This is a genomic window from Flammeovirga agarivorans (assembly GCF_012641475.1).
GTDB classification, from domain to species: Bacteria; Bacteroidota; Bacteroidia; order Cytophagales; family Flammeovirgaceae; genus Flammeovirga; species Flammeovirga agarivorans.
The window spans coordinates 97,325-124,027 of the sequence record NZ_JABAIL010000014.1 but is presented as its reverse complement, the minus strand read 5'-3'; the positions used below and the strand labels follow the sequence as shown (position 1 = coordinate 124,027).

At 34.6% G+C, this 26,703-nt stretch carries 25 protein-coding genes; 13 read left to right on the top strand and 12 right to left on the bottom strand.

Features of this window, described 5'->3' with window-relative positions:
- Positions 1-44: 44 nt before the first annotated feature.
- The gene (locus tag HGP29_RS26285; protein WP_168885451.1) at positions 45-680 is read right to left on the bottom strand and encodes an Ezrin/radixin/moesin family protein; all 636 of its coding nucleotides are present in this window, start codon (positions 678-680) and stop codon (positions 45-47) included.
- A gap of 236 nt (positions 681-916) precedes the next feature.
- Between HGP29_RS26285 and dtd the strand changes: the two genes are divergently transcribed.
- The 8 genes from dtd (at position 917) to HGP29_RS26245 (ending at position 9,216) form a co-directional block, all read left to right on the top strand.
- A complete protein-coding gene (gene dtd / locus HGP29_RS26280; protein ID WP_168885450.1) occupies positions 917-1,369 on the top strand; it encodes a D-aminoacyl-tRNA deacylase in 453 nt (150 codons plus the stop codon).
- Positions 1,370-1,373: 4 nt separating this feature from the next.
- Entirely contained in the window at positions 1,374-2,504 is a 1,131-nt protein-coding gene (locus HGP29_RS26275) for a DUF4271 domain-containing protein (protein WP_168885449.1), read from the top strand.
- A gap of 53 nt (positions 2,505-2,557) precedes the next feature.
- Positions 2,558-3,337 (top strand): uroporphyrinogen-III synthase, encoded by a 780-nt coding sequence (locus HGP29_RS26270; protein ID WP_168885448.1) that lies wholly within the window; start codon positions 2,558-2,560, stop codon positions 3,335-3,337.
- Between the two features lie 224 nt (positions 3,338-3,561).
- Entirely contained in the window at positions 3,562-4,530 is a 969-nt protein-coding gene (locus HGP29_RS26265; protein WP_168885447.1) for a PorP/SprF family type IX secretion system membrane protein, read from the top strand.
- A gap of 160 nt (positions 4,531-4,690) precedes the next feature.
- Positions 4,691-5,743: a T9SS ring complex lipoprotein PorK/GldK gene (gene porK / locus HGP29_RS26260; RefSeq protein WP_168885446.1), complete on the top strand. Its 1,053-nt coding sequence runs from the start codon at positions 4,691-4,693 to the stop codon at positions 5,741-5,743.
- Between the two features lie 88 nt (positions 5,744-5,831).
- Positions 5,832-6,650 (top strand): type IX secretion system motor protein PorL/GldL, encoded by an 819-nt coding sequence (gene porL, locus HGP29_RS26255; protein ID WP_168885445.1) that lies wholly within the window; start codon positions 5,832-5,834, stop codon positions 6,648-6,650.
- A 51-nt stretch (positions 6,651-6,701) separates the two neighbouring features.
- Positions 6,702-8,312 (top strand): type IX secretion system motor protein PorM/GldM, encoded by a 1,611-nt coding sequence (porM, locus tag HGP29_RS26250; protein ID WP_168885444.1) that lies wholly within the window; start codon positions 6,702-6,704, stop codon positions 8,310-8,312.
- Between the two features lie 10 nt (positions 8,313-8,322).
- On the top strand, positions 8,323-9,216 hold the full coding sequence (locus tag HGP29_RS26245) for a gliding motility protein GldN (protein ID WP_168885443.1): 894 nt from the start codon (positions 8,323-8,325) through the stop codon (positions 9,214-9,216).
- A 174-nt stretch (positions 9,217-9,390) separates the two neighbouring features.
- Here the strand turns inward: HGP29_RS26245 and tsf are convergent, their stop codons facing one another.
- The 8 genes from tsf to HGP29_RS26205 form a co-directional block, all read right to left on the bottom strand.
- Positions 9,391-10,221 carry a translation elongation factor Ts gene (gene tsf / locus HGP29_RS26240; RefSeq protein WP_168885442.1) on the bottom strand — a complete coding sequence of 277 codons (831 nt, stop codon included), beginning with the start codon at positions 10,219-10,221 and terminating at the stop codon, positions 9,391-9,393.
- 126 nt (positions 10,222-10,347) lie between these two features.
- Complete coding sequence (locus HGP29_RS26235; RefSeq protein ID WP_168885441.1) at positions 10,348-10,533, bottom strand: hypothetical protein; 186 nt, start codon at positions 10,531-10,533, stop codon at positions 10,348-10,350.
- 36 nt (positions 10,534-10,569) lie between these two features.
- Complete coding sequence (gene rpsB, locus HGP29_RS26230; protein ID WP_168885440.1) at positions 10,570-11,331, bottom strand: 30S ribosomal protein S2; 762 nt, start codon at positions 11,329-11,331, stop codon at positions 10,570-10,572.
- A 103-nt stretch (positions 11,332-11,434) separates the two neighbouring features.
- A complete protein-coding gene (rpsI, locus tag HGP29_RS26225) occupies positions 11,435-11,821 on the bottom strand; it encodes a 30S ribosomal protein S9 (RefSeq protein ID WP_168885439.1) in 387 nt (128 codons plus the stop codon).
- A 12-nt stretch (positions 11,822-11,833) separates the two neighbouring features.
- Positions 11,834-12,277: a 50S ribosomal protein L13 gene (rplM, locus tag HGP29_RS26220; RefSeq protein ID WP_168885438.1), complete on the bottom strand. Its 444-nt coding sequence runs from the start codon at positions 12,275-12,277 to the stop codon at positions 11,834-11,836.
- Between the two features lie 257 nt (positions 12,278-12,534).
- Entirely contained in the window at positions 12,535-13,374 is an 840-nt protein-coding gene (locus tag HGP29_RS26215) for a hypothetical protein (protein ID WP_168885437.1), read from the bottom strand.
- Between the two features lie 211 nt (positions 13,375-13,585).
- Positions 13,586-14,860 (bottom strand): serine hydroxymethyltransferase, encoded by a 1,275-nt coding sequence (gene glyA / locus HGP29_RS26210; RefSeq protein WP_168885436.1) that lies wholly within the window; start codon positions 14,858-14,860, stop codon positions 13,586-13,588.
- A 241-nt stretch (positions 14,861-15,101) separates the two neighbouring features.
- Entirely contained in the window at positions 15,102-15,788 is a 687-nt protein-coding gene (locus tag HGP29_RS26205; protein ID WP_168885435.1) for a Crp/Fnr family transcriptional regulator, read from the bottom strand.
- A 286-nt stretch (positions 15,789-16,074) separates the two neighbouring features.
- Here HGP29_RS26205 and HGP29_RS26200 point away from each other — a divergent pair, with 286 nt between their 5' ends.
- From HGP29_RS26200 to HGP29_RS26190, 3 genes are all read left to right on the top strand, one after another.
- Complete coding sequence (locus HGP29_RS26200) at positions 16,075-20,784, top strand: hypothetical protein (RefSeq protein WP_168885434.1); 4,710 nt, start codon at positions 16,075-16,077, stop codon at positions 20,782-20,784.
- Positions 20,785-20,919: 135 nt separating this feature from the next.
- On the top strand, positions 20,920-21,165 hold the full coding sequence (locus HGP29_RS26195; RefSeq protein WP_168885433.1) for a type B 50S ribosomal protein L31: 246 nt from the start codon (positions 20,920-20,922) through the stop codon (positions 21,163-21,165).
- A 183-nt stretch (positions 21,166-21,348) separates the two neighbouring features.
- Positions 21,349-22,542 (top strand): GlmU family protein, encoded by a 1,194-nt coding sequence (locus HGP29_RS26190; protein WP_168885432.1) that lies wholly within the window; start codon positions 21,349-21,351, stop codon positions 22,540-22,542.
- Between the two features lie 59 nt (positions 22,543-22,601).
- On the opposite strand, the gene HGP29_RS26185 is transcribed toward HGP29_RS26190, so the two are convergent.
- The 3 genes from HGP29_RS26185 to HGP29_RS26175 all read right to left on the bottom strand — a co-directional run bounded on the left by HGP29_RS26185 (position 22,602) and on the right by HGP29_RS26175 (position 24,584).
- Positions 22,602-23,186: a hypothetical protein gene (locus HGP29_RS26185; RefSeq protein ID WP_168885431.1), complete on the bottom strand. Its 585-nt coding sequence runs from the start codon at positions 23,184-23,186 to the stop codon at positions 22,602-22,604.
- The gene (locus tag HGP29_RS26180) at positions 23,167-23,649 is read right to left on the bottom strand and encodes an RNA polymerase sigma factor (protein WP_168885430.1); all 483 of its coding nucleotides are present in this window, start codon (positions 23,647-23,649) and stop codon (positions 23,167-23,169) included. Before HGP29_RS26180 ends, HGP29_RS26185 begins: the two co-directional genes overlap by 20 nt.
- Positions 23,650-23,837: 188 nt before the next feature.
- A complete protein-coding gene (locus tag HGP29_RS26175; RefSeq protein WP_168885429.1) occupies positions 23,838-24,584 on the bottom strand; it encodes a hypothetical protein in 747 nt (248 codons plus the stop codon).
- 153 nt (positions 24,585-24,737) lie between these two features.
- Here HGP29_RS26175 and HGP29_RS26170 point away from each other — a divergent pair, with 153 nt between their 5' ends.
- Positions 24,738-25,358, top strand: a complete 621-nt coding sequence (locus tag HGP29_RS26170; RefSeq protein WP_168885428.1) for a hypothetical protein — start codon at positions 24,738-24,740, stop codon at positions 25,356-25,358.
- Between the two features lie 172 nt (positions 25,359-25,530).
- Positions 25,531-26,550: a pyruvate dehydrogenase (acetyl-transferring) E1 component subunit alpha gene (pdhA, locus tag HGP29_RS26165; protein WP_211093429.1), complete on the top strand. Its 1,020-nt coding sequence runs from the start codon at positions 25,531-25,533 to the stop codon at positions 26,548-26,550.
- Positions 26,551-26,703 lie beyond the last annotated feature (153 nt).

Genomic DNA, 26,703 nt, shown 5'->3' with positions numbered 1-26,703 from the left:
AACTTCTAAGGGCTTTTTTAAAGTGAAAGATTTTAAACAGTTAATTATCTACCACTTTTACGTTGAACATCCTTAATGTCCTTACGTGTATTATCTTCATAAGCAACGATCCATGCATCTTTTACACCCATTGCTCTCATGTACTTTTTAAATTGATCAGCCTCTCCATAATCACGGAAGTAAGCGATAGTGTATTTCTTTAAACCATCTTGATCTTCCATCCAGAAATTACCTTTATCTTGGAATTTAGAAAGGTCTCTATTTTTGAAAGCACCAACTTGTACTTTGTAAACAACTCCTTTAGTGTAATCATCTCCTGAAGCAGACACATTATTGTCCATTTTCTTCTTCAGTTTTGCTAACTCAGCTTTTAAGTCTGCAATCTCGTTGTCCTTTTCTTTTAATTGTTGATTAAAAGTCTCTTTTTCTTGTTCTAGTTTAGAGATCTCAGCTTTTAAGCCTGAAGCTTGACCACGTAAAGTGTTTAGCTCCTGTGTCATATCTCTAAATTTTAATGGATCAGTTTCTTTAAGCTTCTTTTTCCATTCTTTAATTTCTTTCTTCTCAGACTTTTTATCGTTACCGCCTTTGTCTTTTTTCTTTTTCTTTTGGGCGAAAGCATCGTTGTCAAAAGCAACAACACTAAATGCAACTAGGAGTAATATGAAGATCCTTCTCATGGTAAAATAATTTTCTCTTTTTTGGAGTTGATATACGTATAACTTAAAATTTTGCTTTTTATTTTAAACCGAGTATGAAAATACTGTTTAGTTATCGTTTAATCTGAATAATTTAAAAAATCATCAAAGTTTATACCACTATTTTAATCAAAAATAAATCAAGATTAAAAAAAATTGTTGGATTCGATTAAATTCGTGGAATTCGAGTATTGAATTTATAACAATAGTCATAACTAATGAACGCAGTTATACAAAGAGTAACTTCTGCCAAGGTAGAAATTGAAGGAGAAGTAAAAGGAGAAATAACATCAGGGTTACTCATTTTATTAGGGGTTGGACATGAAGATGACCTTTCAGATATTGAATGGTTAGCGAAGAAAATAGTAGGGATGCGTATTTTTTCTGATGAAAACGGAAAAATGAATTTAGCATTAGGTGATGTAGATGGTGATATATTATTGATTTCACAGTTTACATTGCATGCCAGTACAAAAAAAGGGAATCGTCCATCTTATATCAATGCAGCTCCTCCTGAGAAAGCCATCCCTTTGTATAATGATATGATAAAAAAGTTAGAGGAGTTGACAGGTAAATCGATACAAACAGGAGAGTTTGGAGCGGATATGCAAGTATCGCTGTTAAATGATGGACCTGTAACGATAATTATAGATTCTAGAGATAGAAAATAATTTAATGAGTAGAATAATAAAGATCTCTTTATTGATCATCCTATTCTTTTCAACAAAGAATTTTGCCTCCAATTTTTATTCATTGGAAGATAAGTGGATGATTTATGATGATGCAGTGTCAGGATTCGTTCCTTATGTGCCAGAGCAACATCCATTTACGAAAAATTTCTACATGTTACTTCATGTAGAAGATCTAAGTGGATTGGGTATTGAAATACTCTTACCTGATGGTGCTGCAGTATTTATTAATAATCAACTGCAAGATGTAGCCAAAGGTAAGAACAATAAAATCTTCTTTAATAATGATGAACTTCTGGATCGAGTAAAGAAATCTGGAGAAGTTCTTATAGTTGTAAATACAGTACAAGGAGATCATCCAACAGCATATTTAGCTGATAAACCCTATTCTTACAGAACAATTACAAAGAAAACACAAGAAGAAAACTTCAATGAAGGATTGATCGTACGTCATGACTCTAGTTATAGATCGATGTTATTGATGTGGTCTATTATCGTTTTTGTCTTAGTAGGAGTTTTTTCAAGAATTGGAGGATTAAAGACTGGTACTGATAATATTTTAAAGTCATTCGAAGGTGTTACATTGGGTAGGTCGGATGATACAAAAATGAATACTCTTCAATTAATCATGTTTCTTTTTTCATTTGCTTTGGTAGGAAGCTTGTCGATGATGCTCTTTGGAAAAGGAGATATTTGGCTTTCTGAAGTGAACTCTCCAGAGTTGAATAGAAACATGTCAGAATTCTTTATAAATGTATTCTATGTTATACTTGCAATCTTTGCATTTGTAGCTTTTAGACTCTTTGTGATTTATTTTTTAGGAAATATTTTTAGTAATTCTCAAGTGTCTTCTGTACACAGTTTAGAATTCTATAAATTGACATGGGTTTATGTATTGTTTTACCTGTTTTTATGTGTATTATGGACGTTAAACCCATTTTATATATCATGGGATTTTATGAGAAACTTTATTGGAATTGCCTTCTTTTTAAAGAGTTTTTTAGTGTATATCGCTGTATCTAAACAAGTAAACCTTAGATTTAATTATTTATTTTCGTATTTTTGCGCGACTGAATTCCTTCCGTCCCTTTTGGCAGTAAAGGTATTCATTGGTTGATTTCTTATAACTCACAAACAAGTCCGAGGGCTTTTTAAAAATATAGAAAAAGCATGGCAAACGACATAGCAGGAAAAGAGGTGAAGAAAGCTGTAAAATCGATATTGGTGTCACAGCCAGAGCCCGCAAACCAGAACTCTCCTTACCATAAATTAGGTGAGAAGTATGGGATTAAAATTGATTTCCGCCCTTTTATTGAAGTAAAAGGTGTAACTGCGAAGGAATTTAGATCACAGAAGATTAATATTCTTGAGCATACAGCCGTTATTTTCACATCAAGAAATGCAATTGATCATTTCTTTAGATTATGTAAGGAACTAAAAGTCGAGGTTCCTTCAGATATGAAATACTTCTGTATTTCAGAGCAAACAGCAAATTATCTGCAAAAGTATATTGTAGTTAGAAAGCGTAAGCTTTTTACTGGCTACAAAACTGCAAGAGATATGTTTGATTTGTTCAAAAAACATAAGTCAGAAAAATACTTATTCCCTTGTTCAGACATTAGAAAGGAAGATATTCCAAACTTTATGGATGAGGCTGGTATTGAGATGAATGAAGCGATTATTTATCGTACAGTTGCTGCAGATCTATCTGATCTAAGCGATATCTTCTACGATATGATTGCATTCTTCAGCCCTTCTGGTATTAAATCATTGTTTACAAACTTCCCTGATTTCGAGCAAAAAGAGACTCGTATTGCAGCGTTTGGACCTACAACAGCCTCTGCAGTTAGAGATGCAGGATTACATTTGGATGTGGAAGCACCATTACCAAATGCCCCATCTATGACAGGAGCTATTGAATTGTACATTAAAGAAGCGAATGATCTATAAAGAAAATTACTTTTTTATTGAAGCACTACATTTGAATTAAGATGTAGTGCTTTTTTTTGTTCAAAATCCATGGAAACCAATGTATTTTTTTGTTAATTGTATAAGGGGCAATCTTTAAAAAGTCTCCTCAAATTATTTGAATACCTGATTTGAATTCATCTATTCAACTCAAATATTACTCATAAATCTAACCCTTGTTCAAAACATCTGTTGACTTTAAAGCTATGCAGCAATTCAAAGCGTTACTATTAAGCGGTATTGTTTTCTTTATCATCTCTTATGAAACTAAAGCACAACAAGATCCTCAGTTTACACAGTACATGTTTTCTAAACCATTTCATAACCCTGCTGCCGTAGGGATGACTTCAGAAGATGCAGAGGCATCTCTAATTCATCGTACTCAATGGTTAGGCTATGAAGGTACTTTTGATGATACCGGGACGCTGAATACTCAGTTTTTTTCATTAACGGCTCCTATTAACTCTAAAAAATTGGGTGTAGGTTTTCATGTGTTAAATGATGATGTAGGCTTGATGAGGAATTTGGAAGCTCAGCTTTCAGTATCTTACTATGTACCGGTAAAGAAAGGTACTTTATCATTTGGTTTGAGAGGAGGAGTTTATGATCGTTCAGTAAATGAAGAACGCTTACGCTTTGTTAATGAGAATGATCCATTTCTTAGATCAGGACAATCTTTAAATTCAATTGTTCCTGATGTATCAGCAGGTGTATACTTTCAACATGAACGATTATATGCAGGTATTGCAGCGAAACATTTGGTGCCATCAGAGTTTGTAGGTGGTGAAAATAGCCCATTTTCAGCTTTGAAAATGTCTTTCAACGGAATGTTCGGGATGTCTTTTGATATTACAAATAATGTTATTTTACAACCTTCTGTATTAATCAAGTCAGATTTGGACACATTTACCTTCGATGCTACGTTATTAGCAAACCTACAAGAATGGGTTTACGTGGGTGCAGGAATTAGAGAAATAGAAGCTTTAAGTATTTTAGCAGGTGTATATGCTTTGAAAAGCAGAAAGTTACACCTTGGTTATGCTTTCGATTATACGATGAAAGATCAATCTGCAAAGGCACCAACAAGCCATGAAATAATACTATCATTTAGTTTTAATTCGTTTGGTACAAAAACACCTTCAGCTATACGTACACCACGTTACAGACATGATTGATTTAGGAATAATAGACCTACTTTTTTAATTTTTTTTTACGATTTCCTCTTTTTGGATTCATTTTTGTTTTGTTACCAAGTGTTATCGATCTAGATTAGATTTTATTAACTATCTATCAGATAAGAAACAAAATAATATCCAAGAGGAGAATTTTTAGAATATGAAAAGCTTGTCATTACAAAGGCTTACGGGTTTGTTAAGCATTTTGGCTGTCTTAACTCAGAGTTGTGGAGGGGGCGGCCTATTAGGAGGCGGAAGCGGCTCTGATGGTGGAGAGTTAATAGGCTCTCAAGACCGTCCTGAATGGGATGCGCAAGTTATACCTTACGGTATGACGAACGTTCCTGGTGGTACATTCCACATGGGACAGGCAGATGAAGATATTACGTACTCTATGATCAACATGAACAAACAAGTTACTATTAGTGGCTTCTTCATGGATGAGACAGAGATTACAAACAATGAATACCGTCAATTTATTGAAGGTATGGAGGCTGAATCTGATACTAGTGCAGACTGGACTTACGAACAGATTCAAGAGGAATTAAGACCAGACACTACTGTTTGGGAAAAAGATTTCTCTTACCATATGGGTGAGCCTATGCAAGACTATTACTACAGTCATCCTGCATTTGACGATTATCCAGTAGTAGGTGTTACAAGAAGAGCTGCAGTTGAATTCTGTGCTTGGAGAACAAGACACTACAACGGATATAGAACAGAGCAAGGTATGGCGGAAATGCCAGCATTTAGATTACCAACAGAAGCAGAGTGGGAATATTCTGCAAGAGGTGGTCTTGATATGGCGAAATACCCTTGGGGTGGACCTTACGTGAGAAATGGTAAGGGATGTGCTTTAGCAAACTTCAAACCAGGTAGAGGTAACTATTATGATGATGGATATTCATATACATCTCCAGTTGCAGCTTATTTCCCTAACGGATTTGGTTTGTATGATATGTCAGGTAATGTTGCAGAGTGGTGTGATGATGCTTACAACCCTGCTGGTTATCCGATTGTTTGGGACTTGAACCCAACTTATACAGATCCTAATGAACCTAAGAAGATTGTAAGAGGAGGATCTTGGAAAGATATTCCTTATTACATCCAAACAGGTACTAGATCATACGAGTTTGAGACACAAGCGAGATCTTATATTGGATTCCGTTGTGTAATGATCAACTTGGGTAGATCTTCAGGATTTGATTTTTAGTAATTTAGTTTGAACGTGTTTTATAACCATCTTATTGGTAAGCAACATTATCAAAAACATCAATTAGAAAATTTTTAAGCAGACAGAAATGAGCCATTTTCACGAAACAGGTAGACAAAAGTTCTACAGAGTGTATGTTCCGATCTTAACAAACTTAGGAGCATCAGTTGTAATTATTGGAGCCATGTTCAAGATTCTTCACTTACCGAACGGTGGTCCAATCTTAGCAGCGGGTCTAATTACTGAGGCATTATTATTCTTTATGGGTGCATTTGCTCCAGCTCCTCCAGTTGAGAAACATTATGATTGGGAATTAGCTTATCCAGAATTATTAAGCGGTGAAGCTGCTGCTCCTAAAAAGAAAGCAAAAGCAGATCCTTCAAAAGACTTAGCAGCATTAGGTGCTATGGATAAATTACTTGCTGACGCTAAATTAACTCCAGAAGTATTCAAGAACTTTGGTTCAGGTATGGAGAACTTAAACAAGTCAGTAGGTCAAATGAAATCTGTTGCTAGCGTAGCAGGTGCGTCAGACGAGTACTCAAGAAGCTTACAAGTAGCTACAAAATCAATGGGCGACTTGAATAAGTCTTTCTCTACTACAGTTACAGCAATGAAAACTATGGAAGGTACTGCTGCTGATTCTAAAGCTCACCAAGCTCAAGTACAAGCAATTACTAAGAACTTAGGTGCTTTAAATGCAGTATACGAAATGGAGCTTAAGGATGCTAACAACCACCTTAAGACTATTAACAAGTTCCACGGTAATTTAGCTACAGCTGTTCAAAGTATGGATGAAGCATCTAAAGAAGCTTCTAAATTCAAGACTCAAATGTCTACATTGACAACTAACTTAACTCAGTTGAACAATGTATATGGTAAAATGCTAACTGCAATGAAAGGTTAATTTTAGTCTTTCACAAAGTCTATTTTTTAACACAATAATCTTAAAAGACTAATGGCAGGAGGTAAGGAAACACCAAGACAACGGATGATTGGCCTAATGTACTTAGTGCTAATGGCCATGCTTGCGTTGAACGTAAGTAACACAGTACTTGACAAGTTTATGTTTATTGAGCAATCTTTAGAGAACTCAAATGGCATTACTCATCAAGAAAATGATAGACAATTGCACGCGATTGAGGCTGCAGTTGCAAAGAAGAATAATGAAATTACAAAAGAAGTTTTATCTGAAGCTCAAGCTCTAAGAAAAGAAACATCTAAAGTAATCGCATATATCGATGATTTGAAAAAAGAAATCATTGAGAAAACTGGAGGCAAAGAAAACGGAGAATTAAAAGGAAAGAGTGATACTCAAATTCCTGGTAATATCCTGATCGGTGTTGAAGGTGCTAAGAAAAAAGGTAAAGCATACGACTTAGAGAAGAAGTTAAATGAATTAGCTAAGCATTATGATGCAGTAGCTGAGAAGTTTGACACTACTAAGACTTGGAAGAAGATCGGTAAGTTGGCGAAACCTGCGAAGGATATGCCACAATATAAAAACGATAAGGACAACAAGAATAAAGATTTCGCTTACATTCAATTTGAAGAAACTCCAGCTGCAGCTTGTATGGCAATTCTTTCAGAAATGTCATCAGAAGTTCTTCAAAATGAAACTAAAGTATTAAAAGTACTTAATGATCGTGTAGGTGGTAGAGTAGTTTTCGATAAAGTTGTTGCAGTTGTAAAACCTACATCTAAGTATGTAGCAGCAGGTTTAGATTATGAGGCAACAATGTTTATTGCTGCGTCTTCTTCAGCTGCAAAACCAAGAATGCAGTATAACGGTAGTTCTATTAAAGTTGTAGATGGTGTTGGTGAAGTGAAGTTCCCAGCAAAGCCAGTAAAATATGACAAAAACGGTCGTTCAACTCAAACTTGGAAAGGTGCTATTACTTATACAACACCTTTCGGTGATACAACATTACTAGTTGAAGAAGAATATGTGGTTGTAAAACCATCTATCTCAGTTAATTCAGCTACAGTAAATGCTTTATATAGAAATGTTGCAAACAAATTAGTTGTTGACGTACCTGCTTTAGGTGAGTCTTACAACCCTAGATTTACTGCAACTAACGCTAAAGTAATGAGCAAAGGTAAAGTAGCAACGATTATCCCAACGTTAAAGGCTAAGTCAGTAAACTTAACTGTGACAAGTGGTGGTAATAAGATTGGTACTAAATCTTTCAAAACTCGTGGTGTACCTAAACCTTCAATCGAATTCCCAGGTGTGGATTTAAAGAAAGGTATCTCTCGTAAAACTTCTAAATTACGTGTTCGTCCAGTGGCGGATTCAGAATTTAAGGCAGCTTTACCAGATGAGGCAAACTATAGAGTTGTGGATTGGGAAGCAACAGTTGCTTTTGGTACTAAGCCAATCGGTAAACCAATTCGTCTTACTGGCGGTAAGCAAGATATGGATATCGGAAATATCCTAAGAAACGCACCAAAAACTGATGGTGTACGTATTGTAATCGATGTGAAAAAAGTTGTACGTAAAAACTCACAAGGTAATACAGAGACTGTACCAGGTGTAGGTGGTATTACAACTATCGCAGTATACTAAGAATTTAATTATGAAAAGTCTAAGAGGATTACTTCTACTAGCATTGACTATCGTTGCTAGTGTGGCTTATGCACAGGAGATTGATGAGAGTGAATGGAATAAGCACTCTGTAAGACCTGTTCGTAATGCAGATATAATGTTCAAAAGAACTGTTTGGTATAGAGTTAATCTTAATGATAAAATCAACCAACCTTTCTTTGCAAAGAATAGATGGTTACCTAAGCTAATGATTGATGCAGTAAAGAGTAGTTTGCTTAGACCATATGAAAATGATTCTTTAAAGAAACGTTTAACAATTGATGAGTTTAAAGAACGTATCAAGAAACCTAATCTAGGTGGCGACTCAGGCGGCGGTGACGACTGGGGCGGCGGCGACGATTGGGGCGGCGGCGGCGGCGGCGGCTGGGGTGACACTGGCGGCGGTGGCGGCTGGGGTGATGACTCTGGTAGTGCTGGCGGTGGAGCTGTAGCTGAATCGTCTGATGAATTATATCCAGAAGATATCTATTTGATGGATGTAAAGGTTGATATCTTATTCGATAGAAGAAGAGGTAAGTGGATTCACGACATCCAAGTGTTATCATTAGTTCTTCCTGCTGAGAATAACGGTGGTACTCTAGAAAGACAAGTTGCTTCATTCTCTTACAAAGAGGTTGTTGAAAACTTATTCAAAGAAAACAGAGATGCACTATGGTACAATGATAAGAACCTTGCTGAAAGTAAAAACTTATCAGATGCATTCGATCTATTGTTATTCGATGGTAAGATCACTAAATACTCTAATACTCAAGATAAAGATATCGCTTTATTGTATGGAGATGCTAAAGGTGATATTGCCCTAATGAAAGGCTTAGAATACAAATATGATTTAGTTGAGTTTGAATCAGACTTATGGTCTAACTAATTCGATAAATCAAAATATATAAAAAGGACACTCTATTTTCTGTAGAGTGTCCTTTTTTGTAGAATATTTTTCCCAGTTGTTGTCAATCTATCATCCATTCATTTAATAAAAAAAGAGGTCTAATCAATGAAGATTAGACCTCTTTTCAATATAATTATTTCCTTTCGGAATGAATTACTTACCAGTTGAAACTCTGAAGAAAGATTTAACTTCCATACCAGATTTCACGCTACCTACGTAAGCTTTAACCGATTGGCTAGGCTCTTTAACGTAAGCTTGCTCAAGAAGAGTGTTTTCTTTTAAGAATTTCTTCACGTAACCGTCTGCAATACGCTCTAAGATATGCTCAGGCTTACCTTCTTGACGTGCACGCTCAACACCAATTTCTTTTTCTTTAGCGATAACTGCAGGATCTACATCATCAGCAGATAAAGCTAATGGACGCATAGCAGCAACTTGCATACCTACGTTTCTACCAGCTTCTAATACAGTTTCGTCAGCAGCTTCTGAAAGCTCAACTAATACCGCGATTGATGAACCGTGCTTATATGCAGCAACTGCAGCACCAGAAACGTTAGCGAAACCGCTAATTTCCATTTTTTCACCCATTTTTGCAGTAAGAGCAGTGATTGCTTCAGTAGCAGGAGCACCGTCGATCTCTAATGCAAGAACGTCTTCAGCAGTTTTAGCGTCTGAAGCAACAGCAGCGTCAAGTAATTTTTGACCTAATGCTTTGAACTCGTCGTTTACAGATACAGGTTCAGTTTCGCAAGCGAATGCTAAAGCAACTGATTTAGAGTTGTCATCGTTAGTGTAAACGAAAACTTGACCTTCAGTAGTCTCTCTATCAGCTCTTTTAGCAGCTAATTTTTGACCTTTTTTACGAAGGATCTCAACTGCTTTGTCGATATCGCCTTCAGCCTCAGCTAAAGCTTTTTTACAATCCATCATACCCGCACCTGTCATAGTACGAAGCTTTTTTACGTCTTGTGCTGTGATAGCCATCTCTAAAAGAATTTAAAAGATAGGTTAAAAATTGGTAGTATTACTACCTTGAATTTATTACGAACGAACCCGCAAGGTACTTGGTACGATGCGGGTTCGGTTTAAAACCCTAATATAAGTCTAAACTTATTTAGCAGCTTTTCTTACCGCCAAGCCTTCTTTAACTTTTGCTTTCAACTCAGCTACTTCCTTACGGATAGCTTCAAGAGCTGCAGCATCACGGTCAGCTTTTTTCTGCTTGAAGATATCGCCTTGCTTCACTTTTAAGTCGTGAAGTTTAGCTTCAAGCTCTTTGATATCTTTAATATCCATTGTTATTCAAAATTTAAAGGTAAAACGAGATAAGAATTACTCATTAGAAGCTTCGTCAGCCGCTTTCTTTTCTGCTTCAGCAGCAGCAGATGCAGCTTCGTCACGCTCTTTCTTACGCTCGCCAATTCCTTCTTCGATCGCAGAACCTACAGCACCCATGATAGCACTTACAGATTTGAATGCGTCGTCGTTTGCAGGGATAACGAAATCAACTCCTTCAGGATTTGAGTTAGTATCAACCATTGCAAATACAGGAATACCCAATTTTTGAGCTTCTTTTACAGCGATAGATTCACGCTTAACATCAACGATAAATAATGCTGCTGGAAGACGAGTTTGGTCAGCGATACCGCCTAATACTCTTTCTAACTTCTCACGCTCACGTTGCATCATTAGACGCTCACGCTTTGCAAGAGAGTTATACTCATCCGACTTCATTAATTTGTCGATTGATGACATTTTTTTCAATGACTTACGTACAGTTTGGAAGTTAGTAAGCATACCACCTAACCAACGCTCAGTAACGAAAGGCATTTTTAATCTTGCCGCTTCTTGTGCAACGATGTCTTTTGCTTGTTTTTTAGTAGCAACAAACATCACCTTACGACCAGACTTTACAATATTTTTTAAAGCATTTTGTGCTTGCTCTAAAGCAGTCTTTGTTTTGTTCAGGTCAATGATGTGGATACCATTGCGCTCCATGAAAATGTAAGGAGCCATTTTAGGGTTCCACTTTCTGGTCAAGTGACCAAAGTGAACGCCTGCATCAAGCAGTTCTTTGTATTCTAAATTTTTCATTCTTCTAACAAGTAGATTTTTTTTGCAAAACGTATTCTAAGCAGCGCGGCAGATAGTCTTGAAACAAGACCATCGTATACCGGCAAAACTGCAAAATACTTGATTAACGTTTCGAGAATTGGAATCTTCTTCTCGCTTTTCTGCGACCTGGCTTCTTTCTTTCCACCATACGAGGATCACGAGTTAAGAAACCTTCTGGTTTCAATGTCAATCTGTGTTCTGCGTTGATTTCGCAAAGAGCTTTAGAGATTGCTAAACGTACAGCTTCAGCTTGTCCGTTAATACCACCACCTTGCACATTTACGTTGATATCGTACTTGCCAGACTCATTAGTCAATTCTAATGGTTGTTGCACTTTGATTTGCAAAACCTCAGATGGGAAATAATCACCAAACTCACGTTTGTTGACAGTAATTTTTCCTTCACCTTGACTCAGGTAAATTCTTGCTACAGAAGTCTTTCTTCTGCCTGAAGTGTTAATTACTTCCATCACTTAATCTTATTAAAGTTCAATTTTCTTTGGTTGTTGAGCTTCGTGCTTGTGCTCTGTACCTGCATAAACATACAAGTTACGGTATAAGTCACGACCTAAACGCCCTTTTGGCAACATGCCTTTTACTGCGTTCTCTACTAATCTTGTAGGGAACTTTGCTCTCATTTCTGAAGCAGTTCTCGATTTTAAACCACCTGGGTATCCAGAGTAACGAAGGTAAACCTTCTCATCCTCTTTCTTACCAGAAAGCTTAACTTTCTCTGCGTTGATAACTACAACGTTATCACCACAGTCAACATTTGGTGTAAAGCTTGGCTTCTTCTTGCCACGTATGTACATAGCAATTTCAGTTGCTAAACGACCCAATGTCTTACCTTCAGCATCGATTAAAACCCACTCTTTTTGAGCTGTAGCTTTGTTCACTGAAACAGTTTTGTAACTGAGTGTATCCACTGTGATTCTTCGTTTAATAAAAATTAAAACTTGAAGCATTTACACTACTGAGATACAGATAGTTGCAAATACTTCGACCTGAACACGCAAAACGGGTAAACGTTTGCGACGGGCAAAGGTATTACTTTATTTTTTGATTACCAACAATTTAGCACTTATAAATGTCTAAATAATTCATAATTACATCATAAAAATAAGGTGTTCCTATCTGTATATGAACACCTTATAAATAAATATTTGGTAAACTCTCTGTTAATCTATTGTATATTGACTGTTTTTGACCATGTTCCAAACATAGGTTCACTATCACTTGTACAACCTATTGTAGAGTCAAAGAAATTATAGATAATATTGATTGTAAACTTGTCTTGAGGTAGCTCAGAATTATCTCCTGGTGTACTAACAGTATAAGTTGTACTGAAGTTGTAAGTGTAATAACCGTTGCTATCTTGTTCCAATGAATGATCCGTAACTTCGAAACCAATTCTATTTGAATGTGGTAAAGCTGATGTGTTATTATCTACTACTGCATCAAAAGCTCCTTCAAGAACACTTGTACTAAATTGAATACCTGTTTGACCAGAAACATTAATAGAGGTACTTGTTCCATTGAAAGGTAAAACTGATTTTATAGTACCTGTTAGTGTAAAAGTCGAATTTTCAGCAGCTGAAGTAGGGACATTACTATCGTCAATATCAATAATAAATGGAGCCTCTATTACTTTTATTTTTTGACTAATATTTGAAGTTTTCCCATCATCTGTATAAGCAGTAAATGTTATTGTATAATCTCCTTTAGAATAAGGAGCAGGCTGATTATAATTTAGATAGCCTTCATTTGCATTTAGAGTTGTGTCTTGTTGTTGAATACAATTGCCATCAGCATTTGTTTGGATGTCGCTAATCGGACGACCGTTATTTGTTTTTGCTAAAACATCTAGCTGTATGGGTTGTAATGGATAAACCTCTAGTATATCACTTTGATTATCTATTGAGATTGAAGGCCCATTATTGGGAGTTTCATTGTTGTCATTATTTCCACAGCTAAAGAAAGTGATAGTGAAGATTGATAAGATGATGATTGATAGATTTTTCATTGAGTAGTATAATTTGATATATTATAAAATACGTTAAAATCTATTATTCGTCGGTAAATTGTTTGCTAGCGTTACATTTATTATGTTAAAAACGATGAAAAACTTATTCAATGAGTTGAATGCTAGTGATTTGATATAAAAAAAGCTAAGTCCAATGAAGAACTTAGCTTTTAGTCAGCATTTGAAAATCAAATACTTATAATATGTTTAATTACCACTGAAATAATGGGAATTGACGCATCCACTCATTGATCTCAGTTTTCACTTTCTCAATTTCAGCATCATTTTCATGATTCATCAATACACGATCGATGAAGTCAACGATTTTACCCATATCAGCTTCTTTTAAGCCACGAGTAGTAACGGCAGCAGTACCAACACGCATACCAGAAGTAACAAATGGTGATTTGTCATCAAATGGAACCATGTTTTTATTGATTGTGATATCCGCTTTGATTAAAGTGTTCTCAGCAATCTTACCAGTTAAGTTTTTCGAACGTAAGTCGATCAACATCATATGGTTATCAGTACCACCAGAAATGATTTCATATCCTTTTGCTAGGAAGTGCTTAGCCATTTCTTGTGCGTTCTTTTGAACTTGAGTTACATATGCATCATACTCAGGAGTTAAAGCTTCACCAAAAGCAATTGCTTTAGCTGCGATAACATGCTCAAGAGGACCACCTTGAGTACCAGGGAATACACCAGAGTCTAATAAAGAAGACATCATACGTGTTTTACCTTTTGGAGTTTTTAATCCCCAAGGGTTTTCGAAATCCTCACCCATCATGATAACACCACCTCTTGGACCACGAAGTGTCTTGTGAGTTGTAGTAGTTACGATATGACAGTGTTTGATAGGATCATCAAGTTTACCTTTAGCGATTAAACCTGATGGGTGTGAAATATCAGCAAGTAATAATGCTCCAATTTCGTCTGCCACGGCACGTAATTTTTTATAATCCCACTCACGAGAGTAAGCAGAAGCACCAGCAATAATTAATTGAGGCTTTTCTTTACGAGCAGTTTCAACAACTTTATCGAAGTCGATTAATCCTGTTTCTTTTTCTACACCATAGAACGTTGGCTTGTAAAGTTTTCCTGAGAAGTTTACAGGAGAACCGTGTGTTAGGTGACCACCATGAGATAAGTCAAAACCTAAAATTTTATCACCTGGCTTTAATACAGCAAGCATAACAGCTGCATTTGCTTGTGCACCAGAGTGAGGTTGAACATTGGCCCAAGCCGCACCAAATAGTTCTTTTAGACGGTCGATAGCAAGGTTTTCTACCTCATCAACTACTTCACAACCACCGTAATAACGTTTGCCAGGCAAGCCTTCAGCGTATTTGTTTGTTAATACACTGCCCATAGCTGCTCTCACTTGCTCTGAAGCAAAGTTTTCTGAGGCAATAAGCTCGATGCCTGAAATTTGTCTTTCTTTTTCGCGATCTATTAGATCGAAGATGATATCATCCTTCTTCATGGTTGCAATAGGGTTTGTTTTTTAGTTGAAATTCCTAAAAAATAGGGGGTTGTACCTTTATAGACATCGCAAAAGTACTAAATTTCAAATATTCAATAATGGAATTTGAGAAAAAAGATGTTTTTCCGACGAAAAATTGTGAATTATATAAGAAATAGAGCAAAAAATTGAATAAAAAAAATAGCCATAACGTGTGAGGTTAATGGCTATTTATACCTATTTCTTGAAAAGAAGGACTTAATTAATCGTAGAGATGACTGATTTTTACTAAGCCATCAGGATTAATTATTTTGATACTTCTTTTGTTGATTTCAATCAGTTTCTCATGTTTGAACTCTGAAATAATTCTGATTGCGGTTTCTTTCACAGTACCTACAAGGCCTGCAAGATCCTCTCTAGTTAGGGTTATTTGTTCTTTGTCCTCAAAAGCTTTGTCTAATAGAAGCAAAGCTTCTGCAATTCTACCTCTTACAGGTTTGTAAGCGATATCAGTAAGTTTTGATTCAGCATTGTCTATCTCATCACACAGTAAATGAACGATTTGCTGGTAGAAAGCAACATTCTCATGGAGTAACTCCATAAAAATCGCTTTAGGAATAAGACAAATTGATGAATCTTCTATCGCTATCGCAGATGCACGATATCGATTGCCCTTAATTAAGGATTTGTAGCCAACAAAATCGCCAGGTTTAGCAATGCGTAAAATTTGTTCTTTACCGTTGCTTCCTAACTTAGTTACTTTGACTAGTCCATCACTGATACAAAAAACTCCAGTTGGTACTGACTCTTCTTGGAAAATAGGTTGCCCTTTTTTGTAGAACTGACAAGTATGTTGCTGAACTTTTTCTAGTTGATCAGGTGTAAGACAAGAAAACAAAGATTGGCTTCCCTTAGCTTTAAGTGCACAGGTGGGTTGTACCAATTTCATCTTTTTTATTGTAAGTGGATAATTCTGATAAAAGCGTTTAAAAGTAATACATGTATTAACAATTTTCCAAAAAAAAATGACATTTGTTACTTTTTAGACAAAAAAAACACAGCCAAGAGCGAAAATCACTCCCGACTGTGCGCTTTTATCAGAATTATCCATTGCAAAAGTAATTTGAGTTTTTCAAATTGCTTATGACAAAAGTTTTAATCAATAGTGAGAGAAGTCACTATTGAGACTTTTTTATTTTAACGATTCATAAATTTCTCTTCAAATGCTAAACTTAATGAAAACATTATTAAAGAGTTATCTCTTTTTAATGTTGCTTCTGCCGTTTACGGCCTACTCTCAAGCCACTAATTATTTTTCAGTTTTTTTTACAGATCAATTAGAACAAAAACTAAAATCTAGTGGAAAAACTCCCACAGGAGGTTATCAATTTATCGGAGATTCTATTGCAAGCCTTAAAACTGACGGCGGAACTGGACAAAGAGATGTTCAACTCTTTCATAAAGAAGAGTGGCTTTATAATTCTCCAGACACACTAGTGTGGAATCTTCAGGTTCAACAGAATTTTGTAGTCTCTTCATCACTTCAGAAAACAAATTTGACCAATTGGTGGATCATTGAAGATGAACTATGTATCCACCTTGGTAGTAACTTAAGGGTAGAACATTTTGGTGAACGTATTGTTTCAACAAATTTTCCATGGAAATATGGTGAGTTATGGAATGATGTAAGATTAGTGTCTTATGGTAATGAATGGTTCTTAAAAATTAATGGGACAGATGTTCTTCAGTTTTCGCTTTCTGTAACTGAAGGCCCTCATCGAACTGGTTTTAGTTCTTTATTTACATCTTCTGCTAGAGGCAAACATTTCTCGTACAAGAAATCATCGCTTGTTCGGCATGAAAAAGTAAAAGACACTTTTCCTCCAACGATTTTAATACTTCAAGCTAAGAGCCAAAATGAACTGGATATACTTTTTGATGAAGATGTTGTCCGAGATTGTATAGAGCCAACCTCTATCTTCTTTAATAGCGAAGAATTAGAAGTTAATCATCATGCTGAACATATAATTACCGTTCAGTTGCCTTCTGGTCTAACTTATAATGAGAAGTATCTGATTGAAGTGGAAAACCTCTGTGATACTGAAGGAAATTACCTTCTTTATGATAGAATGACCTATACACACAAAGATGAAGTTCCTCCTCACTTAGAAAGTGTAAAAATAGAAAGTCCGTTTTCTGTATCTTTTACTTTATCAGAGCCTTCAAAGTATGAATTAGTATCAATAAAAGATGAGGAACAGTCTTTATTTGAAAATTTTTCTTCTACACAAGACTTTATCATTTCGGATACCATATACATAAATGATGTATTTCCAGAAAATGAAGAATTGCATCTTACACTGTATAATAATGTAGATACTTTAGGAAATTCTGTTGATTCACTAGAAATGTATTTTGAATATGATACTCAATTACCCAAGGTTACTTCATTTGGTTTTTTATCTGACTCAAGTCTAGAAGTGATTTTCTCTGAAGAAATAGAAGAGTACTCACTATTGCACCGATTTAATTACAGTATTCAAGAAGAACAACCATTAGAAGTGGTAATGATTGATCTTAAAACTATTCATCTCATTTATCCTACTAGCTATTTTAAAGATTTGTATGAATACACTTTAGTAGTTCAAAATATTAAAGATAAGGCAGGGAATCTGATGAAGAAAAGAAGTCTCAAAATGCTTTTTGATCTCACCTTACCCTCATTAAAAAAAGTATGGACTCATAATGATACTTTACATCTCAGTTTCTCTGAGAAAATAATCAAAATGGATAGTATTAAGGTTTGTGGAAGGTTAATAGAAAATACACAAATTGAATGTTCGAAAACACGATTAAGTATTCTGAATCCTTTAGGCTGTAATCAGTATGTAGAAGTATTCGGATTGGAAGATGAAAATAAGAATGTAAACCATTATCAAAAAATAGACATTGCCTCTGAGTCTTTTGAATATTCTTATACGAATTTTGATCTAATTGTTGAGGATAGTAAAGTGATTAATCCCGATAAGTTGTATGTGTACTTTAATAAAATACTAGACAAGGATTCTAATATTGAATTTGAAAATAGATCTATTAGACATTGGGTAGTTGATGAGAATTCTATACTAATTCAGTTCGAAGAAAACTTAATTGAAAATGATGAATACACTTTAGACATAAAAGGATTAAAGACTTGTGAGGGAGATTTTCTTTCCAATGGAACGATTCGATTTACATTGGATCAAACTCCTCCGACATTATTATCAGCTGAGGTTTCTTCCATGAATAGTCTGACGTTATATTATTCTGAATCTATAGAAGAATCTAGAAATGAGATCAAAAGTCGTTTTTTATTAAAGGGAAATATTGTCGATAAAGTAGAAGTTGTAGATCAAAAAATAGTGATACATTTTAGTAACCCACTTAATTATAATGAGACATCGCTGTTGGAGATAGCAGAGGGAATATCCGACTTCAATCATAACTTAAGTGAGGCTGTTGCAATAGCAATACAATTCCCAAAAGCAATTACGGAACATGATATTGTATTTAATGAATTTATGATTGATCCTTTTCCTTCAATAGGAGGACCTGAGGCTGAATTTATTGAGATATTTAATTCTTCTAAGGATACTCTGAATCTAGTTGGTTTAAGATTGAAAGTAAATGAGGACACTATCCCATTGCCTAATTATTATTTACCTCCATCTGAATTTGCCGTACTTATCGATGTTGATGATTTAAGAAAATTTACTTTTAATAATAAAAGAAGAATAATTGAAATTGACGGACTACCTACTTTAACTAACTCGAATTTTGAATGTCAGTTGATCGATTATAGTCATATTGTTATTGATGATTTTACTTTTTCAGATCAATTGTTTCCTTCATCAAATGATGGTGGCGTAACTCTAGAACGAATTGATCCATTATTTAATTGTGATCCTTTAGTGAATTGGAATTATAGTGATAATTCTGCTGGACATTCTCTATGTGAACAAAATTCTATTTTTGGAACATTACAAGATTTTGAGGATCCGATAATCGAAAAAGTAAAAGTTATCAACAGTTATGAGATGGATGTTTATTTTTCTGAAGCTTTATTGTTAGAATCTTTGAAAAATACAATGGATTATTCGCTTAGCAATGTTGATAACTCTGTGAATAAGTCATATTTTGTTGATAACTACCGGTTGAAACTGATATTCGAAAAAGAGTTACCATCCGGAATGTTGATATATTTAACTGTTGATAACTTTGTTGATTGTTTTAACAACCTTCAAAATTCATATCGTAAGGGCTTTGTAATACCAAAATTAATCACTAGTCAACAACTGTTGATAACTGAGTTAATGATTGATCATTCACCAAAACGTCAAATGCCTGATTCTGAATACGTGGAGGTGCATAACCAAAGTAAGTATTATCTTTCATTGGATCGGTGCAGAATGTTAGTGAATGGTGATACAATACACCTACCTGATAATTGGATTATTCCAAGTGAATATCAAGTATTATGTCCTGTTGATAACTTACAAGAATTTGAAGATCTAGGAATTAGTGCAATTGGGGTAGAAGGATGGAGGTCATTACCAAATGAAGAGGGAGATATTTCTATTGTAAATCAAAAAGGTGAAATTATTGACCGAGTGAAATATCATAAATCCTTTTATCAAAGTACAAGAAAAAATGAAGGTGGCTGGTCTTTAGAATTAATTGATATTAATAGCTTGTGTAAAAGTGAAGATAACTGGTCAGCTTCCATTGACGACAGAGGTGGGACAGCAGGTGAACAAAATTCAATTTCTCAATCACTCATTGATATTAATGCACCAACCATTGCTCAAGCTTTTTCATTTAGAGATTCAGTAATTGTTCAGTTTACAGAAAATATAGATTGGGATATTTCATTAAATTATTCTGTTGAAGTGAATGGGAGATCAATAAATAATAATGACATCCATATTTTAGATCAAAAAAGTTTAGGGTTTCAGTGTTTATTTTTAACTGATGAAAATGAGGTAGTATTAGAGGGAATAAAAGATTGCTTTACTAATACAGAAATAATCTCTTCAACTATTCATAGACTAAATGAACACCCCGAAAATGATCTTTATTTATCAGAGATACTCTTTAATCCTTCTCCACTAAAGAATGATTTTGTAGAAATACATAATACTTCTGCTCAATATATTGATTTGAAAGAATACAAACTTGCTAACCTTAGAGATGGAGAAGTTCATGATTTTAAAAGGATATCCACAGATCATTTAGTAATACCACCTTTTTCTTATTTCGTGTTCACAGAAGATGTTGATAACTTTTTGAATTTTTATCCATCTGTTGATAAAGAATTACTTTTTGAGTTAAAACTTCCTTCTTTTCCGAATGATGAAGGTGGGGTAGCTATATTAAATGAAACGGATTCCTTAATTGATGCCTTTAGTTATCATGAAAGAATGCACCAACATTATCTAGAAAATGTTGAAGATGTATCCCTAGAGCGATCAAGTTTTGATAAGAAACATGACAGTTCCAAATATTGGGTGTCTGCTACAGAAAGTAGTGGATTTGCAACACCTACTGAAAGAAACTCTCGAGAAGGTAATGGAAATGATAGTTTTAATGATTTTGGAGGTTTAGTTATTAATAAAACATTGATTACACCTAATGGAGATGGTATTGATGATTTTCTTGAGGTACAAAATACGACTCAAGATGCCGTATATATTCTTCGATTAGAACTGTTTGATATGTCTGGAAAACTGGTAAAATCAATCGTAAATAATTATGAGTTGTCGTATGGTGATCAATTAAAATGGGATGGAAGTAGAGATGATGGACAACGATTTTATGGTCAGTTTATATTAATGTTACAGTCTGAAAATCAACAAGGAGACATTGAGTCTTTTACAAAGACAATTAGTGTAGCTACTTGGTTTTAACCGATTTAAGTAGATTTTGTTAGATATTTATAGTTGTTATAGAATAAGTTGCAATTTATTTTGTATCAGTGATTTAAAAATACTACTTTTGCATTTCGATTTGGGATTACAGAAAAAGTAAAAAATATTTTAAAGATGAAAAAAGACATTCATCCGGAGTTCAGACCAGTGGTTTTCCACGATTTGACTTCAAACGAAAAGTTCCTTATTGGATCAACAGTAGCTACATCTGAGACTATCGAATTCGAAGGTGAAACTTATCCTTTATTCAAAGTCGAGATTTCTTCTGCTTCTCACCCGTTCTACACTGGTAAGAAAGCTGCTATCTCTGCTGCTGGTCGTGTTGATAGATTCAACAAAAAATACGGAAAGAAGAAATAGTCATCTATTTCTTTACAAAGAGCCATGGTTTCATTTCGAAATCATGGCTTTTTTTTGTTATAGAAAAGTTTAAAACGCAATTTTGTAACAAAATCGATATACTGTCGTAATTATATCCGACCAAAGATTTTTTAATTTGTTCGTTATAAGCATGTTGCATGTGCAGCATTAATACCTAAATACATGAATATCATATTATTCGATAACCCTTTAGCAAGGGTACAATTGCTCCCTTTTACTTTTATTAGACCCATAGCTGATATACGCGTAGGCATTTTTAAAATCCATGAAAAGTGGGAGCAAGCTTTTGATAATTCAAAGATTTCATTTCTAACAGAAGAGTACCTACAAGGGAAATTTACGTTAAATCACGATACATCAGACCAATATTATATCAATGGTTCTTTATGTCCTAATAAGCCTTTAATTCAACGTATTGAAAATTTAAAGGAAGGGCAGGGATTAGTTTGTGGAGACGATTTATTGGTCTTACATACTTCTCATCAGTTTAATAAAATGACTGATGAACCAGGTGATTTCGAAAAAATCGAAGTACCTGCTGATGAAGTAGTACTTATAAAACACCCTTGGGAGATTTTTACTCACAATAGGGAGCAGATTATGTTGGATTTTGAGGTGGTGACTAGAGGTAGAGTCAGTCATCATATCGAAGATCCACATACAGTTGTATATGGTAGAGCAAATATTTTTGTTGAAGAAGGAGTAGAAGTGAGAGCATCTATTCTAAACGCACAAAAAGGGCCTATTTATATAGGTAAAAATGCTGTTATTGAAGAAGGAGTGATTATTCAGGGTACTTGTGCAATCGGAGAAGGAACTCGTATTAACATGGGTGCAAAAATTCGAGAAGATTGTTCATTTGGACCGCATTGTAAAATTGGTGGAGAAATTAATAACTCTGTTGTTTTTGGTTATTCTAATAAGGCTCATGATGGTTACCTAGGCAATTCTGTAGTTGGTGAATGGTGTAACTTAGGAGCGGATACCAATAACTCTAACCTTAAAAATAACTATGGTCCGGTAAGAATCTGGAGTTATAGTGATCGTAAATATGTGAGTACAGGACAGCAATTCTGTGGTATGATGATGGCAGACTATTGTAAAGCAGGTATTAATACTATGTTTAATACAGGTACAGTAGTAGGAGTTTCAGCACATATTTTTGGAGGAGGTTTCCCTCCGAAACATATTCCATCTTTTGCATGGGGTGCTATTGATTCTAATGATGTAGCCAACCTTGATAAAATGATAGAAATTGCAGAACGTGTATTTGCAAGACGTAAGGCAGACTTTACTATTCATGATCGTCAAATTCTTGAGAAAGTATTTGAATTAAGTGAGTTTGACAGAAAGTAGCTTAAAATAATATAGCGAAAGAGGTTGTACCAATATTACTTGATACAACCTCTTTTTTGTTAGTCGACATTCTTTTCTAAGTCTCCAAAGTATTTGATTAATTCATCTATCTTTTTGGTCTGTTTCTTAATTAATCTAGGTCTAAAAATAAACCAATTGATACCAACCCAAATGATAGTAGTTATAGCAATCGGTATAGAATAATTAGGACTTAGTGCGACTAGGTATTCTGCCATATAAAATCCTAAACCTAAAGAGAATAGAATGAAATAAAGAGAAGTTGTTGTTGTCTGAATCTTCCTTTGTTTTTCTTTTATCTCCTTCAGTTTTTTGATATAATCTATTGATGCAGTATCAAAACCTATATTATTAACGAGTTGGTATAGTGCATTAATAGAATAGATGTAGATCACTACCGCTAAGATCGATAAACCGATACCTATTTTTGGAAGAATGACTTCAGGGTCATAATAAAAAGCGATAAATAATAAATAAGCGATGGTACCAAAAGCGGTGATATGTGAGATGATCATCGACTGCTGAGACTTTTTCTTATATGATTTCGCTTTTTGTAATACTTCTTCAACATTAGGTTGTGAAGAAGATTGTTGTTGCCATAAATTCTTAAGATCTAGAGTACTCATAACGCGACATTTTTTTATTTAATTTTTCTTTTATTCTATGGATTTTAGTTCGAACATTTCCATTCGATAATCCTACGATTTCAGCAATTTCATTTTGTGGAACCTCCTCGAGTTCTAAAGAGATAATCAGTCTATCAATTTCAGATAATGTTGAGATACATTGGTAGAGAAACTTTATCTGATCATTGTCTTCAAATTGATTTTCTGGAGCAGACAAATCTTGAGGTAATTCAGTTGTTTGGTGCTTTTGTCTTTTTTCTACTGAACGTAAACAAGTATTTGAGGCAATTCTGAATATCCAAGTTCCAATACTTGATTGTTTATTGAAAGTAGAGAGCTTTTGGTACACAATAATGAAAACATCTTGTGTCAGATCTTTAGCAAGGTCATGATCATTGACATATCCCATTGCTAGTCGAAAGACTTTTTGCCAATAGTTCTGATATATTTCTTCAAATTTCATTGGTTATACATTGAGAGCTTAAATTTTTTGTTTTCATCTCTTTAGATACAAGTTATTGGGAAATGTTACACTGAGCCTCAATTATTTTTTGAAAAAGCAGTAAATGAGTTCTTTTGCGATCACTCTAGATATAAAAAAACGTCTGTATTGACTAAAATACAGACGTTTTTTGTTCATAAATATATTTATTAATCGAAGGTTACTTTAGCCTTTTTTATTCTATTAATTTTTCTTTTCGTATCGAAGATATCGCAGTTCAGAGAAAAGTAGAAGACATTACCACTAATTTGATTATAACTTAATGTTGTTCCTTGAATATTAGCTTGATTGCTTCCCCAAGAATCATTAAAGAATGGGTCTAAGTAATATTTGAATTTGAGGTTAGTGCCTTCGGCAAATTGAATACCTAGCATTACACTCTGTTGCACATTTACTCGATCAGTAAACCATAAAGAGAACTTATCCGTTTTATTCCCTCCTACAAATGTTTTTTCTTTATAATGTATTGGCTGTTCAATTTCATAACCTCCATAAAGAAAGAATCCATTGAGGTTACCGAGTTTAAAACCAACAGGAACACCTACGTTATAAGTTCTCATTTTTTTACGCATTGAACCTGTTATTCCATCCTCTTTATACTCGTCAGGAACATCAAAAATAAAACCTAGGTTTCGGATTGATAAACCTGCGAAAAGGCCAAAATGATTTCCAAGATCCATATTCACATAAGTCTGCCCATTAAAAAAGGGAGCAAAACGAATCACATCATTCTGTATTTCTTGATTGTTGATATTGACTGCCGTCATTCCTGAAAAAATGATTTCCAAACCACCAGAAAGGTAGAAATCAGTTTTTCTTTCATCTTGCCCATAGACTGATACGGATAGGAATAGAGTTCCTAAAAGAGGTAATAGAAGTTTACTTAATTTGATCATGATCTTATAGTTTTTGTTTCAGTAGTTATTGATTGTTTTTGAAGAGAGTTACTACTGATAATTTGCACTAGTATTGTTCTAAAGACAACAATTAAATGTGTAGGTTGCATCAATAATTAGAATTAGGAAAAATTTTTATTGATGGTTGACAGTATGAAAAAATATATAGCTCTTGATTTAGTTTTAACTCCTTCAAAAAAGCATATTGAAGAGTTAGTGAGTATTAATCAACAACTCTTAGATACCACTCTAAAATTAGAACGTACACATACGGTTCCGCATATTTCAATCAGTATGTGTAGGGTAGAAGCTAATCGTATTGATCAATTAATTAGTAAGTTAGAAGATTATTTAGGGATTTTGGATTTGTCAGAACTCTCTTCTCTAAGAATAAAATCATTATATCAGCATAATAAAAATACTATAGGTTGGAATTTAGAACTAAACAAAAGTTTAACTGGTTTGCATCATAGTGTTTGTGCATTAATGAAAAACTATCATTTCTCTGAAAGAGAAGAACATCAAAACGATGACTTTTGTGTGATACATAAAGATATGCCCTTTTCTGGGGTAAGCTATCTTAATCAATTTTTTGTGGATTATGCATATGAAAACTATCAGCCTCATATTACAATTGGGCAGGGAAAATTGGAAAATAAATTTCAGAAAATAGGAGAAAAAATCACCTTTGATCGAGTGTCACTTTATCACATGGGAACGGGGTGTACTTGTGAAAAAGAACTATGGTCAATGGATATTGACAACAATTATTAGCAAAGAAGAGAGTTAAACTTGACAAAAATCACTTTCACATTGTAATTGCCTTCGAATAAGATTGTTTTTTTATCGATTTATTAGCAGATTTGGGGCGAAAACGAAAAATTATAAAATATCTTTTAGCATCTACATCTTTATGCTTGATGCTAACACTCAACAACCGCAAGAGATGTCTCAAGAAGAAAAAGTACTGAAAGAAGAACGTGCATTCTCCAAAGAACAATATTGGGAATGGTATGAGAACATGTTATTAGTTAGACGTTTTGAAGAGAAAACGGCTCAACTATACGGTCAGCAAAAAATCAGAGGTTTCTGTCACTTATATATCGGACAAGAAGCTTGTGCAGCTGGTCAAGTTTCAGCGTTAACAAAAGATGATATCTATATTACAGCATATCGTGACCACGCGCATCCAATTATGTTGGGTACGGATCCAGGTGCGGTGATGGCTGAAATGTATGGTAGATCTACAGGTACAACTAAAGGTAAAGGTGGTTCAATGCACATTTTCGATAAATCTGTGAACTTCGCAGGTGGTCACGGTATCGTAGGTGCTCAAATCCCAATGGGTGCAGGACTTGGCTTTGCTGAGAAATATAAAGGAACTAAAAACCTTTGTGTAACTATGTTTGGTGATGGTGCAATCCGTCAGGGTGCAATGCACGAAGCCTTCAACATGGCGATGGCTTGGAAATTACCAGTTATCTTTATTGTAGAGAACAATGGTTATGCAATGGGTACTTCAGTAGAGCGTACATCAAATGTAACTCACTTATATGAATTAGGTGCTGCTTATGATATCCCATCTCGTCCAGTAGACGGTATGACGGTAGAAGAAGTACACATCGCAATGGAAGAGGCTGCTGCTCATATCCGTGCAGGTAAAGGTCCTTACTTCTTAGAGTTTAGAACTTATCGTTATAAAGGTCACTCAATGTCTGACCCTGCTAAATACCGTACTAAAGAGGAAGTAGCAGAGTACAAGGCTCAAGACCCTATCGAGAAAGTAAAACAAACGATCTTGAAGAATAAGTGGGCAACTGAAGAAGAATTGAAAGAATTCGATAAGAAGTTGAAAGCGCGAGTATTAGAAGCTGTAAAATTTGCTGAAGAATCTCCATATCCTGAAAAATCAGAAGCTTACACTGACGTTTATGTTGAAGAAAATTACCCTTTCTTAGATTCATAAACTGAAGAAAACATAAAAAAATTAGGCTACTCTTAAAAAAGGGTAGCCTTTTTTTATGAAATAAGTGTAATATTGATCATTTTTGAGTGCAAACGTAACTTAAAAATATTATGTTTGCCCGAAATTTTTTAAATTTGCCGACTGAAATATTGA